This is a genomic window from Corynebacterium epidermidicanis, from assembly GCF_001021025.1.
Lineage (GTDB): Bacteria > Actinomycetota > Actinomycetes > Mycobacteriales > Mycobacteriaceae > Corynebacterium > Corynebacterium epidermidicanis.
Genome location: NZ_CP011541.1, coordinates 1,908,774 through 1,925,251 on the forward strand (window position 1 = coordinate 1,908,774; position 16,478 = coordinate 1,925,251).

Genomic DNA, 16,478 nt, shown 5'->3' on the forward strand with positions numbered 1-16,478 from the left:
GTGATAGCCTCCCTAGCCCACGTGACTTTCCAGAGGTTCACGGTTCGCTCATTCCCCGTTCCAAGTGCCCCCGATTTCAAGATTTCTAGGAGTTGCCATGACCACCTCAGGCCCTCGGGAAGTCCGTGCCCCTCGCGGCACCGAACTCAACGCAAAATCCTGGCAAACTGAGGCACCCCTGCGGATGCTGATGAACAACCTCGATCCCGAGGTTGCGGAACGTCCCGAAGACCTGGTGGTCTACGGAGGCACCGGCAAAGCAGCCCGAAACTGGGAGGCCTTTGACGCGATCGTTGCATCATTGAAAGACCTAGAAGAAGACGAAACTCTGCTCGTCCAATCCGGTAAGCCAGTGGGTATTTTCAAAACGAATCCCTGGGCGCCCCGCGTGCTGATCGCCAACTCCAACCTCGTAGGCGACTGGGCCACCTGGCCGAAGTTCCGTGAACTCGAGGCAGAGGGCCTCATCATGTACGGCCAAATGACCGCGGGCTCTTGGATTTACATCGCCACGCAGGGCATCCTCCAGGGAACTTTCGAAACTTTTGCTGCCATTGGTCGCAAGCGCTTCAACAACACTCTCGCCGGAACCATCACCCTCACCGGTGGCTGCGGTGGCATGGGCGGCGCGCAGCCACTCGCGGTCACTCTCAACGGTGGCGTGTGCATTATTGCCGACGTCGATCGCAGCCGGTTGGAGCGTCGACAAGCTAAGCGTTACCTGGATACCATCGCATCTGACCTAGACGACGCTATCGCACAAGCCAACGCTGCCAAGTCGGAGAAGCGCGCACTCTCCATCGGTGTGGAAGGCAACGCTGCTGAGATCTTCCCGGAGATGTTGCGTCGCCACCGCGCTGGCGAGATCAGCGTCGATATTGTCACCGACCAAACCTCGGCACACGATCCGCTGTCCTACCTGCCCACTGAAGTCCGCTTCGTAGATTGGCAGGCCGAGGCTCGCCAAGATCCAGAGACCTTCACCAAGAAGGCCCGCGAATCCATGGCCACGCAGGTCCAAGCCATGGTGGAATTCCAGGACGAAGGCGCGGAAGTCTTTGACTACGGCAACTCCATCCGCGACGAAGCACGTCAGGCAGGCTACGGCCGTGCCTTCGAATTCCCAGGCTTCGTGCCCGCCTACATCCGCCCGCTTTTCTGCGAAGGCAACGGCCCCTTCCGCTGGGCAGCGCTTTCCGGCGATCCAGAGGACATCCGCGTCACCGATCAGGCCCTCAAGGAGCTCTTCCCAGACAACGAACACCTGCACCGCTGGCTCGATGCAGCCGAGGAATATGTGGAATTCGAGGGACTGCCAGCCCGGATTTGCTGGCTGGGATACGGCGAACGCCATAAGGCTGGCTTGCTGTTCAACGAGCTTGTTCGCGAGGGTAAGGTCAAGGCTCCTATCGTGATCGGCCGCGACCACCTGGACTCCGGGTCCGTCGCTTCCCCGTACCGCGAAACCGAAGCGATGCTCGACGGTTCCGACGCCATCGCCGACTGGCCGCTGCTCAATGCCCTGACGGCCACCTCCTCCGGCGCGACCTGGGTGTCCATCCACCATGGTGGTGGCGTAGGAATCGGCCGTTCCATTCACGCCGGCCAGGTGTCCGTGGCGGACGGCACGGAGCTCGCCGCCCAAAAACTCGCCCGAGTCCTCACCAATGATCCAGGGATGGGCGTGATCCGCCATGTTGATGCCGGTTACGAGCGCGCCAACGAAGTGGCCGTCGAACGCGGCGTCCGAGTTCCGATGGCTTTCAAGTCGAGAGAGGAAAATTAATGTCTACGCTGTTCACTGGCATTTCCGAGCTGCGCACTGTCTCGGAGCTCGGCACCTTGCGGGATGCTGCCTTGGTAGCCACCGACGGCATCATCGAGTGGATCGGACCCGCCAGCGAAGCTACCGCTGCTGACGAGCACGTTGACCTCGGCGGACGAGCTGTGCTGCCAGGCTGGGTGGATTCCCACACGCACATGATTTTTGACGGCGATCGCTCCGCCGAATTCGAAGCCCGCATGGCTGGTGAAAGCTACGCAGCTGGCGGAATTGCCGTGACGATGAACGCCACGCGTCAAGCCGGGGAACAGCGCCTCACCCAGCTCCTGGATCAGCGCATTGCCGCCGCCCAGGCCGGTGGCACCACCACGATGGAAACCAAAACCGGCTATGGCCTCAATGTGGCTTCCGAGGCCGAAGCCGCCCGGATCGCTGCGAGCCACATCGAGGATGTCACGTTCCTAGGTGCGCACCTGGTGCCACCGGGAGCAGACGCGGAAGAATACGTTGATCTCGTCTGCGGCGAAATGCTGGCAGCAGTCGCGCCGTTTTGCACGTGGATCGATGTCTTCTGTGAACGTGGCGCTTTCACCGAAGAACAGTCCCGCCGAGTGCTCACCGCAGGTCAGACAGCGGGCCTCCTACCCCGCGTCCACGGCAACCAGCTAGGCACGGGACCGGGCATTGCGCTGGCCGTCGAGGTGGGCGCGGCCAGCGTCGACCACGTCAACTACGTCAGCGACGCGGACATTGAACTACTGGCTGCCTCAAACACAGTTGCCACCGGACTTCCGGCCTGCGACCTATCCACTAGGCAGCCTCTTGCCCCACTGCGTCGCCTTATTGACGCCGGTGTCACGGTGGCGATCGCTTCGAATCTCAATCCGGGCACCTCATACACCTCTGCGATGAACTTTTGCGTTGGCACCGCGGTACTGCAACAGCACCTCACCCTGGACGAGGCGATCAAAGCCGCCACGTGGGGTGGGGCTCGGGCGCTTCGTCGCGAGGACGTCGGAGGTGGCAAGGATGCCAAGGGACGCCCCGCCAAAGGCTCCCTCGTGGTGGGAGCGGCCGCTGACCTGCATGTTTTGAATACCCATAATGCAGTTGACCTTGCCTATCGTCCAGGCATGCCCTTGAGCTACCGCACCTTCGTGGCCGGCAAAGCAGTCAATTAATTACGGCGCTGCCCGGCTGCTCTCGCGTGGCCGAGCAGCGCTTGCCCGCATTAACACCAAAATTTCACCGAACTAAAAAAGGAACATAACATGGCTATCTCCGTTGGCATCGGTGCACTGAGCATCGCTGATGTAGTCGCAGTAGCACGCCACGGCGCGCAGGTAGAGCTCTCTGCGGAAGCACTGGCGGAAATCACCAAAACCCGAGAGCATATCGAGGCGCTAGCGGAAGCTCCAGATCCCGTGTACGGCGTTTCCACTGGCTTCGGCGCCCTAGCCCAACGTCATATTCCGCACGACCTGCGCGCACAACTGCAGCGGAGCCTGGTGCGCTCGCATGCTGCGGGCACGGGGCCTGAGGTGGAAAAGGAAGTTATTCGTGCCCTCATGCTCCTGCGCCTTTCTACCCTGGCCACCGGCCGAACCGGCGTCCGGGCCGAGGTCGCCGAGACCTACGCCGCTCTGCTCAACGCCGACATCACCCCAGTGGTCTACGAATACGGCTCATTGGGCTGTTCCGGTGACCTGGCACCGCTGGCCCACTGCGCGCTGGCCGTAATGGGCGAGGGCGACGTCCGCACCGCCAACGGCGAGGTTAAGCCGGCTGCTCAGGCGCTTGCCGACGCCAACATCCAGCCAGTGACTTTGCGGGAAAAGGAAGGCCTTGCTCTGATCAACGGCACCGACGGGATGCTGGGAATGTTGTGCCTGGCGTTGCATGACCTCACCCAGCTGGGCAAGTATGCCGACCTAGCCACCGCGATGACCGTTCAGGGGCTGCGCGGCACCACGGGCGTGTACGAGCCAGACCTGCATGAGCTTCGCCCGCACGCTGGCCAAGCCGCGTCCGCCGCCAATATCCTGAAGCTGGCCTCGGACTCCCCGATCCTGGACGCTGCCCAGGCAGACTTCAAAGCCACCCAAGTCCAGGACGCATACTCGATCCGGTGTGCGCCACAGGTCGCGGGCGGTTTCCGCGATACGTTGAGTCACGCCACGCATGTCGCAGAGGCTGAGCTCGGCTCGGCGGTGGATAATCCGGTGGTCACCAAGGACGGCCGTGTGCGTTCGAACGGCAACTTCCACGGCGCACCCGTGGCCTATGTGCTGGATTTCCTGGCGATCGTGGCTGCCGATCTCGCTTCGATTTCCGAACGCCGTACCGACCGCTTCCTCGACGTTGCTCGCAACCGTGGCCTGTCGGCATTCTTGGCCGATGATCCAGGCGTCGATTCCGGACACATGATCGCGCAATACACGCAGGCAGCGATTGTTTCGGAGCTCAAGCGTCTGGCTTCGCCTGCCTCGGTCGATTCCATTCCGTCCTCAGCGATGCAGGAAGACCATGTGTCTATGGGCTGGTCCGCAGCACGCAAACTGCGCAAGTCTGTCGACGGCCTCGGACGAGTACTCGCAGTGGAAATCCTGACTGCCGCCCGCGCCATCGACATGCGCGAAAAGGAGCCTTCACCTGCGATTTCTGCGGTAATCGCCAAGCTCCGCGACACTGTTCCGGGTCCGGGCACGGACCGATTCCTCGCTCCAGAAATCGCCAGCACCACCGAACTCGTAGTCTCCGGTGAACTACTCACCGCCGCGGAAGAAGTAGTGGGCACGCTGGCTTAATCCACAGCGAGGGCAGGAGGCATCCGCGTTTCTGCCCTCGCTCCGTCGCCCAAAGCTAGGGCCGGGGCTGGTGTCCGTCGAGGCTCGCTTCTACTACCCCGGCGGCGTAAGCCTGCAGGTCGAATTCTTCAAATCCATAGGCTACTGACGGGTCCCATTCGGTCAGTTTGCTCAGTTCTCGCTCGTGCTCGAGCTCCCGACACACGATCCCCAGTACGGCGTAGTAGCTAAACACCGGCCCGAGCTTATGCAGCTGCTGGGCGGCGCTGGTCATCACCCATTGTTCGGCTTCGCGCAGCACAAACCCGTGTTTACGCAGGAATTCCCAGGTTTCCTCAGCAACTTCCGCGCCAAAATCGCCGGAGAACATCACACGCGCCGCCTGGGCAGCCAGCGGAAATCGTTCCGCTACCAGGTCGATGACCTGCATGTATTCCGGATTCAGTTCCAATTCGCGCAGCACCCAGTACACCAGGAGCTGTCCTCGGGCGTCGATTGTTCCCGGCGGCGGGAAGTGCACGATGCGGTCGCGGTGCAAAACTTCTGCCAGCAGCCGGGGCGCGATGGGGGTGGGGTCGTCGTCGAAAAGCCCGAGCACGGCGTCTGCATCGCTGGAGAGAAGTTGAGTGGCACTGCCCCAGTTTGTTCTTGCAGTTCCAGGAGTTGGGCTGCATTGATATCGGTTGAGTGAGGTGCTGGGCTAAGGGTGAGATCGAAGTGCCAATTTGTGATGGGGTCGAACTCGAACAGCGCCCCGCCCTGGCAGGCTTCTTCGATGGTGGTGGCGTGCGATTCGAGAAAAGGGCTGCAGTGGAAGAGATAGCGTGAATCGCCGATGATGTGGCCGTCGTGGCGCGTGATGGTGGCGCTGTTGCGCGGTTCACGCAGCAGCAGGACCTGGAGTTGTTCTATGACTTCGGAGGCAGGCCAGGTGGCGTCGACAAGCGCGGTGAGTTGCACGGGGCGCCGCATACCACGCGCACTGGCGGTGAGCTTCGCCAGGTGCGTTGAGGTGGTGCGCCCCAGCTGTGCCAGCGGCGTGCCAGCAAAGACTCCGCCAGCAGCGGCGCGACGGGCTTTGAGGTCGATGACATTGTCATTCATAGTGGTCACCAGCGTAGTCCTGGGCTAGCGTGGAAGCGAAAGCAACTTTCTTCCCGACGAGGAGATTCCCATGCCAAACCTCTTTGATTTGACCGGACGAACAGCACTCGTGACTGGCGGCTCCGCAGGTATCGGTCTTGGTATAGCCCGCTGCCTGTCCGAGGCCGGCGCGCGGGTGGTCGTCGCAGCGCTTGACGACGCCGCCCTCCACGACCTCCCCAACAAACTGCCAGGTGCCGTGGCCGTGGCGTGCGATGTGACAGTGCTCGCCGACTGTGAACGAGCAGTAGCTACCGCGGTTTCTGAATTTGGCGGGCTAGACATTCTGTCGGCGAACGCCGGGGTATTTCCGCAGGCAGCAGTCGACACGATTGGCGCTGACGAAATCGAAAAGATCACCCGCATTAATGTCGGTGGCATGGCAAACTGTGTGAAAGCAGCGCTGCCGGCGCTGAAAGAGTCCGCACACGGAAGGGTCATCGTGACCAGTTCGATCACCGGAAACATGACTGGCTACCCGGGTTGGGCGCACTATGGCGCCACCAAGGCTGCCCAAATGGGTTATGTCCGCACGGCGGCCGTCGAGCTGGCGCCCCACCAGATCACAGTGAATGCTGTGCTTCCGGGCAATATCGCCACGGAAGGGTTGGCGGAGCTCGACCAGTCCTATGCAGACGCGATGCGCGCCGCCGTTCCCGGTGGTCAGCTTGGCAAACCTGAAGACATTGGCTACGCGGTGGCGTTCCTCGCTTCTGATGCAGCCAGGTTTATTAATGGCCATGGGATTGTGGTCGATGGTGGGCAGATCCTTCCGGAATCAGCTGAGGCCCTCGCCTAGCGGTTGTGGCGTCCTTGGTTAAGGCTTAGGCGAGGTCTCGTTTGATTTTCGCCAGAGCCTTGCCTTTTGCTAGCTCATCGACGACCTTATCCATGGCACGAATCTGCTGCATCAAGGGGTCTTCGATGTTTTCCACGCGGTAGCCACAGATCACACCTGTGATAGTGGGGACGGTCTGCTGCAGCACAGGCGCCTGTGCGCACAGCTCGCGTAGCGTGAGGTCACTGTTAGCATGTTGCTGTAGTTGCTCCTGAGAATAGCCAGTGAGCCACATGAGCACCTCGTCGAGATCTTCCCGAGTGCGGCCTTTTCGCTCTACTTTGGCCAGGTAGAGGCGGTAGATTTCCGCGAAGCGCAGGTTGTAAACACGCTCAAGTTTCGCGGCAGCTTTTTCATCGCTGGTTTTGGTTGTTTCACTCACGCTGGGCAAGTGTAGTCGCCGACAACGCGCGGGACTTTGCCCAGACTTCTTCCGAAGGCTGGCGGTGTGCGCATAATAGGTGCCATGAGATTGGCCACTGTGATTCCGGGCGTGGGCATTGCTGTGGGCGGCGCCGCCGTGGCATTGGCTATTGACCACCTCGCTGTGGGCCTACTGGGGGTCTCCAGCACCATCTTATGGGCAATTGTGCTGGGGATTTGCACAGGCAACATTGGACTTCCCTCGTGGAGTTCCCCTGGGCTGAGCTTTTCCGCCAAGCAAGTATTGCGGGCTGGAATTGTGCTACTTGGACTGGAGATTTCCTTGACGACGCTAGCGAGTCTGGGCTGGCCCGTCCTGGTGGGCAGCGTGCTAATCGTTTTCTCAGGCATGACTACTGCAGCCGGGCTTGCCAAACGATCCGTTCTGAGCTTTCCGCACGCGATACTCATCGGTGCTGGGTGTTCCATCTGCGGAGCCGCCGCGGTCAGCGCTGTCGAAGCGGTGTTGCCCAAGCGGAAGGCGGAGGAGATCGCGAGCGCGATCTCAGTGGTCGTGGTGTTGGGCACGGCGATGATTGTCCTCGGTCCAGCGTTCGTGAGCGCATTGGATTGGCACGAGTTGCCTGCTGGGGTGTTCATCGGTGGGGCAACCCACGAAGTCGGGCAGGTTGTCGCTGCCGGGGGGATCGCCGGTGCCACGGTGTTGCCGCTCGCGGTAGCGGTAAAGCTGTCCCGGGTGTTGCTCTTGGTGCCCGTGGTGTTGGTGGTGGGCTACCGCGAGCGTCCACAGCTGCGTGGGCTGGTCCCTTGCTTTGTCCTGCTCTTTCTTGTGGCTGTGGTCGTGCGCACCGTCGCACCAATCCCGCCGCTAGCCCTGGAGTGGAGCACTCAGCTGCGCGCTTGGCTCTTCGCAGTCGCGATGTTCGCCCTGGGCACCACAGTTACCGCCAGTGCTTTGCGACGCGCCGGTTGGCGCCCATTCCTCTTTGGCCTGGTTGTTTCCTTGGTGGTTGCAATCGTAGCGGGACTCGTCGCCATCACGGTTACTCAGCTCGCCGGTTAGCTCCGAAATCCTCGTGTTTGCGCACTACTGCTTCGTACTTTCGCTGCGCCGTCAGCTCGTAGATGCGCAGCATTTCCGCAGCCTGCGACGCCACTGACCATTGGCCAGCTAGCTCGCGGGATCGCTGCGCTGCGCTCTCGCGCCAGCCTGGCTCTTCCAACCGATCGATGATCCGCAGCATGGCCGCTGCGAAAGCAGTGGGGGCAGGGCCTGCGAGTTCACCATTCTGGCGTGGTTCCAACACCAGGTTTAGCTCAGGGTCGGCGGATACGATGGGCAAGCCCGCGAGGGCCGCCTCGTGCAGGACCAATGCTTGGGTGTCAGTGACGGAAGGGAAAACGAAGCAATCCGCCATGGCGTAAAAAGCGCCCAGCTCGTTGCGAGGAAACTCGCCAGGTAGTAGTACGTTTCCGCCACGTTGCGCAGCAAGCAATCGCTTAGCGATCTTGGGGTAGCGTTCCCAGTCTCCGACGATCATCAGTTGCGCATCGGGATGCAGCTCGCGGACGAGCTCAAAGGCGTCGACAAGCAGGTTAAGGCCCTTTTCCGGAGCTACTCGTCCGACGTAGAGAAACAGTGGGCCCGGGCCGCGCTCGACGGGAGGAGGACCGGCTGGCAGGGGGTCGACCCCGTTGGGGACGCATACGACGTTAGCTTCCGGCGCGATCTGCAGTGCACGCGCCAAGGTCTTCGGCGAAGGCGCTGTCACGACGTTGGCAGAAAGCAGCATTTTGCGCATCAGCCCTAGTAGAGACGCCTTTTCCGGGTCGGGGAATTCTAATCGAGCAGCGCGAATTGCACGCACATCGTAGACTTCGCCACGGTTAAGGCGCGCAAACATGCTCACGATGCCTCGGAGAAGTGGTAGGACGCGGGCGTAGTAATCCGCGTAAGCATCGAAATCGGTGTGCCAGGTCAACAGCAATGGGGTGTTAGTTCGCAACGCCGTCCATACGCCGAGCACTCCGACCGGTCCCAGGCCGTGGGCATGGATCACATCCGGCTGGAGTGCAGCGACCTGGTTGATCGTCCGCTTGAATTTGTTTCCGTTAGCTACTCGGGTCGGCATTTTCGGCACCCGGATGGACGGCAATCTGATTTCCGTTCGGCCGGCACGACCTTCGTGCGGGTTCATTCCCTTGGCCTGTGGTGCCACAACCAGCACCTCGTGCCCCGCGTCCAGCAGATTCCCCTCCAGCTGCTGGACCGCCACCATCAGGCCATTTGAACCCGGACCGTAGTTATCCACGTATTGCGCGACGAATAGCTTGTTTTGCACATAGCCAATGTAGCCCCTCTGTTGGACTTCCGTGTGATGAACCGGCGTGTCCGCGCTCCTTGGTGGTGTTGGGTGCTCGCTTACAGCGAATCTTGCAGAATCAAGTTGTCAGCTCAACAAGATGGGTGTATGCCTGAATAAATGACATCTCTTTTCTCTTCGCTAGCCGTTGGACGTCTGCAATTGAAGAATCGGGTGGTCCAGGGGCCGATGGGGCGCCTACGCGCCGACCATGACGGAAATCCCACCGAGATCATGACGCAGTACTTCGCTGAACGAGCCGGGATGGGGTTGATTGTCACTGACGGCACGTCCCCTACCCGCGAAGGTCGTGTTCACGCATATCAGCCAGGCCTTTTCGACGACTCTCATATCCCTGGCTGGGCAGCGATCGCCGATGCTGTACACCAGGCGGGAGGGACCGTAGTGGCCCAGCTCATGCATGCTGGCTGGAACACTCATTCCGGGATCACCGGTTTCCCTGTCGAAGCTCCCTCCGCCGTGGATCACGAAGGTTGGGCCCATGATGCCCAGGGTAACCGCTTGCCTTTTGAAACCCCCACTCCCCTCGACGAAGGCGGCCTCGACCGGGTCATCGAGGGCTTCCGTGGGGCCGCGCGTCGTGCTATCGAGGCTGGTCTTGACGGTGTCGAACTACATGCGGCTAACGGCTACCTCCTGCACAGCTTCCTCTCCCCCAACTCCAACCAGCGCACTGATGCCTTCGGCGGCTCCCCGGCCAAGCGGGCGGCTTTCCCATTGGCTGTCGCCCGCGCGGTAGCCGAGGAAGTAGGTGCCGACCGGGTGGGTATCCGCGTTTCCCCTGGTGTTCCCGTCCAAGGTGTTGTGGAATCTGATCCGGAAGATATGCTCGCAACTTATTCCGCCCTCATCGACGGACTCAACGAGCTTGGGGTGGCGTACCTCTCTGTGCTGCATTACGACGTCCGTGGCGAACTCGTCGCCACGCTGCGTTCCCGGTTCGCGGGAGCATTCTTCCTCAACAATGCGGCTGGCCCCGAGACCCCGATGGGCCTTGCGGAAGCCACCGAGATCGTCGATGAGCAGCTTGCCGACGCCGCTGTGGTCGCCCGACTAGCCCTAGCCAACCCGGATTTGGTGGCACGCTGGCGTGCGGGTGCTGAGCTCAATGAGCCCCAACCAGCAACTTTCTATGCTGGTGGAGCTCGTGGCTACATCGACTATCCGGCGCTTGAGTCGGAAGCTTAGGACTTCCGCACGGTGATCTGCCAGCCCGCATTGCCTTGACGGCGGAAATCGGTGACCGCATACCCCTCGTCACTGGCCCACTGCGGGATGGTTTCCGTGGCTTGGGTGCAGTCGAAATCGATGACGAGGCTGTCGCCAGATTGGAGGTTGCTCATCGCGGCGCGGGCATCCACGAGCGGAAACGGGCACACCGCACCAAGGGTGTCCAGCGCGTAAGTAGCTGGGGCGATCTGACGCAGCCCCTGCTGTTGTTCGGTACGCACTTTCAGCGCTACGGGTGCCGTCGCAAAGGCAAACTCTTTCGGCTCCGCAGTTAGGCTGGGCTCAGCCACTGGGGCGCTGGTGGGCACTTCAGTGTTTTGCGTTGGCTTGAGGAATACCTTTGCAGCCAGTGCTACGCCCAGCCCAGTAAATAGCAGCGCCACCCACCCTTGGTAGCTAAACAAGCTGGTCTGCACCATGCCATTTCCCACGGTGCAGCCACCAGCCCAGGAGGCGCCGACACCCATCATTACGCCACCGATTACGGAGCGCTGTGCTTGTACGGCATCCGGCAGGCGAACCCGGAATTCACCGGCTGCCTTCGCAGCCAGGTAGGAACCAACGAGGATTCCGAGTACCAGCAGTGTTCCCCAGTTCAAGAATTTCAGATTACCCGTGGTGAGGTAGGAAAAGAGGTCAGCCGAAGGGGTGGTGATCCCCAGGCCGGAGTTACGTCCGGTCGCAGCGGAGAGTGGCCAAGCAATCACGCCGATAATGCCTACCAAGGCGCCCGCGGTGTAAAGGTGCAGTGAACGGGCCCACCATGGCTGTTCGAGGCGTACTTTGCTGCCTCGCATGTTATCGCGCTGGAGGTAGAAATTCACCAAGTAGATGGTGAGTGCACTCAGCCCCAGCGCGAACCACCACACCGAAATGCCGAGCGTTTCGGGCAGGGTGGTCATCTTGACCGTTCGGTTCGCGAGCGCTTCATGTGTGCTAGCTAGCGGTCCGCGCTTCATGGCAGCAGCAGAGAGTCCGTAGCCGACGAGCGCGAGCCAGGACCCGACAAGCCCCTCGCCTGAACGGTACCAAGTGCCGGAAGCACAGCCACCGGCCAGCACGATGCCTACACCGAATACTAGGCTGCCAATCATTACTGCAGCCGGGGCAAAGTCGCTGACCTTTGGAGTGATGATTCCGGCGCTTGTCAACGCTGCAATGCCCACCGCATGGACTGAAATGACGATGAGCAAGGCGACAATGCCTCGCCATGACTTCAGGGTGACGATGTCTCGCAGCATTCCCGTCACACAGAATCGTCCTCGTTGCATCACTGCACCCAAGACAATGCCCACGGCCAAGCCTGAAAGTAGCATGGGTCCCCTTCTTCCCTAGTCAAGATTTTGTAGGGAAACCATAACCCAAAACATACTTAACTGTCTATAGTCCTTAGACAAATCTTTCTACTATCTGGCGCGGGAGCTCACCGCAAGCATGGCCTGATCTGCCAATTCCTCACCCGCACCATCATAGAGATAGACCGCCACGTCAGTCCCAGCACTATACAACTCTGTCTTGTTTGCGCGTTGTTTCGTGGTTGTAGCGATCACCACCTGCGGATGATTATGGCGAATCGCGCTGAGCACCGACAGTGCGTCGTAATGCCCGGGAAGGGCAAGAACCACCAGCTGAGGCGGAGTATCGATATGCACGCGCTGCCACAGTTCCGGATCGGTGACGTCCCCAGCGACCACATTGTGCCCGGCCTGCCGCAGCACTTCGATGCGATCTTCATCGAATTCCACACCCCACACCCGCAGACCATATGCCTCAGTCAACCGGTGATACACACCTTCACCGACCCTGCCCATACCCATCACCAGGGCATCCGCACCGACAATCCGCACTGGCTTCTCGTCTGGAGCCAACCGGTGCTCGGGTACCTCAGGAATCAGACGCAGGAGCATCGGCATCAGTCGATGTTCGGTTGTCGCCACGATAGATCCCACGATGAAGCTGCCAGCCACCGCAATCGCCATTATCGACGTCCACACCGGCGGCAACACCCCTTGCGCCACCGCAACTGAGGTGACGATCAACCCGAATTCCGAGTGATTAGCCAAGGTTAAACCTGAGAGCGCCGCGGTGCGATTCGACATGCCCACCCGCTGCAAAATCACCATGAAAATTCCCGCCTTGGCTATCAGGAAAACCAGCAGAATACCGGCTATCACAAAGCCTGTGGCATTGGGCAGGCCGCCGAGGCCGATCTGGAGGAAGAACGCTACAAGTAGCAGCTCGCGGACGCTGATGAGGGCGTAGAAAAGCCGCTCGGAAACCGGGTGCCCGGACAGGATAATGCCCGCCACCAGGGAGCCGAAAGAGCCGGAAATTCCGGAAAGTTCGAAAAGCGAATACGCGCCGACGGCGATGCCGATACCAGTGAGCACCAAGAGTTCAGTACGAAACATCCGGTTAGGAAGGCGGGTGACCAGCGGACGTAGCAGCAAAAGCAGCGGGAGTACCAGGGCCCATTTCTCCGGGACTCGCCCCGAGGAGGCTACCAACACTCCGACGGCGATGATGTCTTGCAGAATCAAAACGCCAAGCGCAATGCGACCCACCGCTGATCCGCTGCGGTTTTGTTCTTCGAGCAGGGACATCACGAAGACGGTGGAGGAAAACGCGGTAGCCATCCCAAGATAGATCAGCGCTTTAAACTCCAGGCCCGCCAGTCCCGCCAGGGGCAGCAGGCCAATCAAGCTGAACACCACAGTGAAGATCACCGTATTGGCAAAGGCCTGCCCGAGCGCGGAGCCCACTACCCGCGGGCGCGCGATATCTCGCGGATTTAGCTTCAGGCCGATGGTAAACAGCAGCACCGTCACACCAAGTTCGGCGAAAATGTCAATCGCCGGGATGTGATCTAGCCCTAGGGCACTAATGGCAAACCCAGCGCCTAGAAATCCAATGAGCGGAGGCAAGCGCAGAAGGGACGCTAAGAAACCACCGACAATGGAAAACAGCACCGCAATAAGATAGATCGATTCCACAGCATAACCATACTGTTTATGAGTATTCCGTCCCCCCATAACGGTTGCTCCCTACCTCTTGCCACCGCATCGGCCGGGTCGCACACAGGTGTCGGGGCAAAACCAATAGCTAATATTGAAAAACATGGTGCACATCCGGGGTCTCGCCCTCGTTGGGTCAGCGAGCGCATTTTTGTTTTTGTGGCGTTTCACGCCATTTTCACATTTTGATGTTGCGCGTTCCATGCTCTGGGGGTTAAGCCTGGGCATGCTCAGTTGCGGGGCAGGATTTCTCGCCAGTGAATTTATCGGCGCTGACCACCGCACTGACCCAATCGCAGCGACACCACCGAAAGAAATATCGAAACTCCGAAGGGCAACCTTCTTCCTAGGCGCCTCCTTCCTCATCGTGATAGCGGCGATTGAACTACTCGGCGTTCCGCTAGAAGAAACCCTGAAAGCGATAGGCGCTGGCCTCATTCTGGCTGCATTTCTAGCGCGACGCTCGTGGTTCATCCAAGTCCCCGCCGTGATGCTGCTTGCCATGCAGGCTTATGCAGCCGTGGCCTCCAGTTTCCACACCGAGCACTATTTCTTCCTCGGCGTTTTCTGCACCGTGCTGGGGGTAAGCCTCGAACCCCTCTCCTGCAACCGCACCACCCGGCTCTGCGCGTTGCTAGTCTGCGCGGTCCTCGCCTATCTCGGATTCCGGCTTCGTTACAAATCTGAACTCGGATATCGAAGCTTTCGATTTCGGTCCTAATTTTCACGCGTTGTGCATGATGACGGCCGGGGCGTCGTTAAGCCTGGCAGCGTCAAACCAGGTAGCGCGCTGGAGCGGTGCGCTCCGGTGGGGCGCACACGCAGTCTCTATGTACCTGCTGGGCGTGCTAGCTGCGGCTATCTACGATCTCACCCACACCGGGGCGCAGGCTGATTTCGGATGGACGATGTATGCCCCGCTCTCCGACGCCTCCCACTCAAGCCGCTACACCTCTAGCCTGTATGACCTGCTCCAGAACTACGGCCCCACGTTCCCCCATTGGGTTGCCCTCCTCGCTGCAGTCGCGGTGTGCGGCCTTGCCGCCTGGCATCGTGGCCCGGGCCCGGTAGAGCACCTCATGCGCGCTACTTATCGACGCCTCTAGCCCCCAAATACAACTTCACTCAGAATTCACCCTGCTGTCCCACCGTGGTCACCCAGCAACGATAACTTTTTCTTGCACTACACATCCGTTATCAAAAGGTGGCATGAACGTGAAGAAAATCGCGTCGGTAATTCTTGCCGGCATCCTCGCAGCTCCCCTAGCAGTCTCCGCCCCCAATGCGGCAGCGTTGGGCAGTTCGGAATTCGGTTCCAGCCTGCTCAGCTCCGGTAGCTCTACTAGGTCCGGTAGCTCCGGGAACGCAGGACCATCGACCCCAGCACTCCCAGCAACCGGCGCACAAGCCTACGCCACAAACACCACCCGCCCCGTCCTGTGGCAGGAAAGCTTCGACGGAGTGGATACTTCCCTCGGTTTCTCTAAGCAGGCACCGGCAGGTTTTGCCGTTGACACCAACGAGATCAAGTCGGGCGAGGAACGCTGGAAGGGCTGGACATGGACAAACACTCGGGACTGGACCTTTGCGGTAGGCACCGATCAACGCCACTACTTTACCAGGGGCCATGGCTCCTACGCGGTCGCTGAGTCCCAGCATCACCGCATCGCGGCCCCTGAAGTGATGAATACTTCCCTGCGCACCCCGGACCTAGCGCTCGCCCCCGGGGTAGCTTTCGAGTTCGATTCCCACTACCGCCAAGGCAGCCCCGAAAATTCCGGGCAGGTCACCGCGCACTACGACACCGGTGAGACCCAGGTGATTCGCACGTTCAACGAAGACACATGGTCTTCCCACGAGGTACTGCCGCTACAGCCACCGGCTGGGGCGAAGAACGTCTACTTCACGTTTGACTACCTCAATGCACAGGACGACTGGTTCTGGGCAGTCGATAACCTCGCTTTGACGCAGCCGTTGGGGCCGGTCGTCGGCAAGCCCGAGGCAATTATCGACGTCCTCTCGGACACCCATGGCCACACGGAAAAGTACGCCCGGGCCATGAAGGTGCTGAATTCGCAGGCAGATCCAGCCGGGGCAATCGTGTTTAACGGCGACTATGTCGATGTCGGCGCGCAAGAAAACTATGACGCTTTCCAGGCAGACCGCAAGGCGTACCCGCACGTGAGCGGGCGGGAATACTTCACGATCGGCAATCACGAGATGCTCGGCCAGGAAGGCTCGGACGTCTACATTAAGCGGTTCCTCGATATGACTGGCCAGGAACATGTGTGGCGGGAGGAAGTGGTAGACGGCCAGCCGATCATCACCATTTCCACCGAGCATTACAGCGATGCCCTGCGTGGTGGCAAGGAGCCGTACGTGGTGCTTTCCGCCGAGCAGCTGGAGTGGATCGACTCGCGGCTCGCGTACTGGGAAGCCAAGAATCAACCCGTGTTGTTGTTTTCCCACTTGGTATTGCCAAACACCGTCTCTCTTACGCACTCCGCGTGGTACGGTAACGACTTCGCAGATCTGAACTCCTTCTCCGCGGTGGTGGGCAAATACCGCAACGTGGTGATGTTCACCTCGCACACGCACGCCAGCCACGACCTCAACGACTGGTGGGGCGTCTACCGTGATGACAGCACCGGAAACCGCGCCGGCTTCCCGGTGGTAAACACCGGTGCACTGCTGAACAACACGTGGCCAGATGGCGACCACGACGAATCCAAGCTGGATGGCGACCACTCGACGGGCCTGCGAGTGAAGGTCTACTCCGACCGCGTCCGCGTAGAAGCCTGGGATTTCGTCTCGGGGAAGATGGTGAAGTTCCACGATCTGCCCCGTTTGGCAGCACAGTAACTCCATCGGCGGGCGCTAGTTACTCGCTCCTAG

Annotated in this window: 15 protein-coding genes; 9 read left to right on the plus strand and 6 right to left on the minus strand. The window is 60.4% G+C overall.

Annotation, left to right across the window (positions count from 1 at the left end; genetic code table 11):
• Positions 1-97: 97 nt before the first annotated feature.
• The 3 genes from hutU (at position 98) to hutH (ending at position 4,590) form a co-directional block, all read left to right on the plus strand.
• Complete coding sequence (hutU, locus tag CEPID_RS08810) at positions 98-1,786, plus strand: urocanate hydratase (protein ID WP_047240665.1); 1,689 nt, start codon at positions 98-100, stop codon at positions 1,784-1,786.
• On the plus strand, positions 1,786-2,964 hold the full coding sequence (gene hutI, locus CEPID_RS08815) for an imidazolonepropionase (RefSeq protein WP_047240666.1): 1,179 nt from the start codon (positions 1,786-1,788) through the stop codon (positions 2,962-2,964). The genes hutU and hutI overlap by 1 nt, the downstream gene beginning before the upstream one ends.
• 90 nt (positions 2,965-3,054) lie before the next feature.
• A complete protein-coding gene (hutH, locus tag CEPID_RS08820; RefSeq protein ID WP_047240667.1) occupies positions 3,055-4,590 on the plus strand; it encodes a histidine ammonia-lyase in 1,536 nt (511 codons plus the stop codon).
• 55 nt (positions 4,591-4,645) lie between these two features.
• On the opposite strand, the gene CEPID_RS13330 is transcribed toward hutH, so the two are convergent.
• Positions 4,646-5,053, minus strand: coding sequence for a hypothetical protein (locus tag CEPID_RS13330; protein ID WP_047240668.1), 408 nt, complete (start codon positions 5,051-5,053; stop codon positions 4,646-4,648).
• Positions 5,032-5,694, minus strand: a complete 663-nt coding sequence (locus CEPID_RS08830) for a hypothetical protein (RefSeq protein WP_047240669.1) — start codon at positions 5,692-5,694, stop codon at positions 5,032-5,034. Before CEPID_RS08830 ends, CEPID_RS13330 begins: the two co-directional genes overlap by 22 nt.
• A gap of 70 nt (positions 5,695-5,764) precedes the next feature.
• Between CEPID_RS08830 and CEPID_RS08835 the strand changes: the two genes are divergently transcribed.
• A complete protein-coding gene (locus tag CEPID_RS08835; RefSeq protein WP_047240670.1) occupies positions 5,765-6,532 on the plus strand; it encodes an SDR family NAD(P)-dependent oxidoreductase in 768 nt (255 codons plus the stop codon).
• 25 nt (positions 6,533-6,557) lie between these two features.
• Here CEPID_RS08835 and CEPID_RS08840 read toward each other — a convergent pair whose 3' ends face one another.
• Positions 6,558-6,953 carry a DUF2200 domain-containing protein gene (locus tag CEPID_RS08840; RefSeq protein WP_047240671.1) on the minus strand — a complete coding sequence of 132 codons (396 nt, stop codon included), beginning with the start codon at positions 6,951-6,953 and terminating at the stop codon, positions 6,558-6,560.
• 84 nt (positions 6,954-7,037) lie between these two features.
• Here CEPID_RS08840 and CEPID_RS08845 point away from each other — a divergent pair, with 84 nt between their 5' ends.
• A complete protein-coding gene (locus CEPID_RS08845) occupies positions 7,038-8,018 on the plus strand; it encodes a YeiH family protein (RefSeq protein WP_047240672.1) in 981 nt (326 codons plus the stop codon).
• Here the strand turns inward: CEPID_RS08845 and CEPID_RS08850 are convergent.
• The gene (locus CEPID_RS08850) at positions 7,999-9,297 is read right to left on the minus strand and encodes a glycosyltransferase (RefSeq protein ID WP_047240673.1); all 1,299 of its coding nucleotides are present in this window, start codon (positions 9,295-9,297) and stop codon (positions 7,999-8,001) included. The two genes, CEPID_RS08845 and CEPID_RS08850, sit on opposite strands and share 20 nt — an antisense overlap.
• A gap of 141 nt (positions 9,298-9,438) precedes the next feature.
• Here CEPID_RS08850 and CEPID_RS08855 point away from each other — a divergent pair, with 141 nt between their 5' ends.
• Positions 9,439-10,527 carry an oxidoreductase gene (locus tag CEPID_RS08855; protein WP_047240674.1) on the plus strand — a complete coding sequence of 363 codons (1,089 nt, stop codon included), beginning with the start codon at positions 9,439-9,441 and terminating at the stop codon, positions 10,525-10,527.
• On the opposite strand, the gene CEPID_RS08860 is transcribed toward CEPID_RS08855, so the two are convergent.
• Together CEPID_RS08860 and CEPID_RS08865 are read right to left on the minus strand one after the other, a co-directional pair.
• Positions 10,524-11,885 (minus strand): YeeE/YedE thiosulfate transporter family protein, encoded by a 1,362-nt coding sequence (locus tag CEPID_RS08860; RefSeq protein WP_047240675.1) that lies wholly within the window; start codon positions 11,883-11,885, stop codon positions 10,524-10,526. The genes CEPID_RS08855 and CEPID_RS08860 overlap by 4 nt on opposite strands.
• Positions 11,886-11,975: 90 nt before the next feature.
• Positions 11,976-13,562 carry a cation:proton antiporter family protein gene (locus CEPID_RS08865; protein WP_047240676.1) on the minus strand — a complete coding sequence of 529 codons (1,587 nt, stop codon included), beginning with the start codon at positions 13,560-13,562 and terminating at the stop codon, positions 11,976-11,978.
• A 124-nt stretch (positions 13,563-13,686) separates the two neighbouring features.
• Here CEPID_RS08865 and CEPID_RS08870 point away from each other — a divergent pair, with 124 nt between their 5' ends.
• The 3 genes from CEPID_RS08870 (at position 13,687) to CEPID_RS08880 (ending at position 16,445) form a co-directional block, all read left to right on the plus strand.
• Positions 13,687-14,304, plus strand: a complete 618-nt coding sequence (locus tag CEPID_RS08870; protein ID WP_047240677.1) for a hypothetical protein — start codon at positions 13,687-13,689, stop codon at positions 14,302-14,304.
• A 16-nt stretch (positions 14,305-14,320) separates the two neighbouring features.
• Positions 14,321-14,689, plus strand: a complete 369-nt coding sequence (locus CEPID_RS08875) for a hypothetical protein (RefSeq protein ID WP_144413496.1) — start codon at positions 14,321-14,323, stop codon at positions 14,687-14,689.
• Between the two features lie 103 nt (positions 14,690-14,792).
• Positions 14,793-16,445, plus strand: coding sequence for a metallophosphoesterase family protein (locus CEPID_RS08880; protein ID WP_047240679.1), 1,653 nt, complete (start codon positions 14,793-14,795; stop codon positions 16,443-16,445).
• The last annotated feature ends 33 nt before the right edge of the window (positions 16,446-16,478 follow it).

What these genes read in the sequence shown, in the direction of transcription:
- hutU (WP_047240665.1), top strand. Translation starts at nt 98, where the DNA reads ATGACCACCTCAGGCCCTCGGGAAGTCCGTGCCCCTCGCGGCACCGAA.
- hutI (WP_047240666.1), top strand. Translation starts at nt 1,786, where the DNA reads ATGTCTACGCTGTTCACTGGCATTTCCGAGCTGCGCACTGTCTCGGAG.
- hutH (WP_047240667.1), top strand. Translation starts at nt 3,055, where the DNA reads ATGGCTATCTCCGTTGGCATCGGTGCACTGAGCATCGCTGATGTAGTC.
- CEPID_RS08830 (WP_047240669.1), bottom strand. Translation starts at nt 5,694, where the DNA reads ATGAATGACAATGTCATCGACCTCAAAGCCCGTCGCGCCGCTGCTGGC.
- CEPID_RS08835 (WP_047240670.1), top strand. Translation starts at nt 5,765, where the DNA reads ATGCCAAACCTCTTTGATTTGACCGGACGAACAGCACTCGTGACTGGC.
- CEPID_RS08845 (WP_047240672.1), top strand. Translation starts at nt 7,038, where the DNA reads ATGAGATTGGCCACTGTGATTCCGGGCGTGGGCATTGCTGTGGGCGGC.
- CEPID_RS08855 (WP_047240674.1), top strand. Translation starts at nt 9,439, where the DNA reads ATGACATCTCTTTTCTCTTCGCTAGCCGTTGGACGTCTGCAATTGAAG.
- CEPID_RS08860 (WP_047240675.1), bottom strand. Translation starts at nt 11,885, where the DNA reads ATGCTACTTTCAGGCTTGGCCGTGGGCATTGTCTTGGGTGCAGTGATG.
- CEPID_RS08870 (WP_047240677.1), top strand. Translation starts at nt 13,687, where the DNA reads ATGGTGCACATCCGGGGTCTCGCCCTCGTTGGGTCAGCGAGCGCATTT.
- CEPID_RS08875 (WP_144413496.1), top strand. Translation starts at nt 14,321, where the DNA reads ATGATGACGGCCGGGGCGTCGTTAAGCCTGGCAGCGTCAAACCAGGTA.
- CEPID_RS08880 (WP_047240679.1), top strand. Translation starts at nt 14,793, where the DNA reads ATGAACGTGAAGAAAATCGCGTCGGTAATTCTTGCCGGCATCCTCGCA.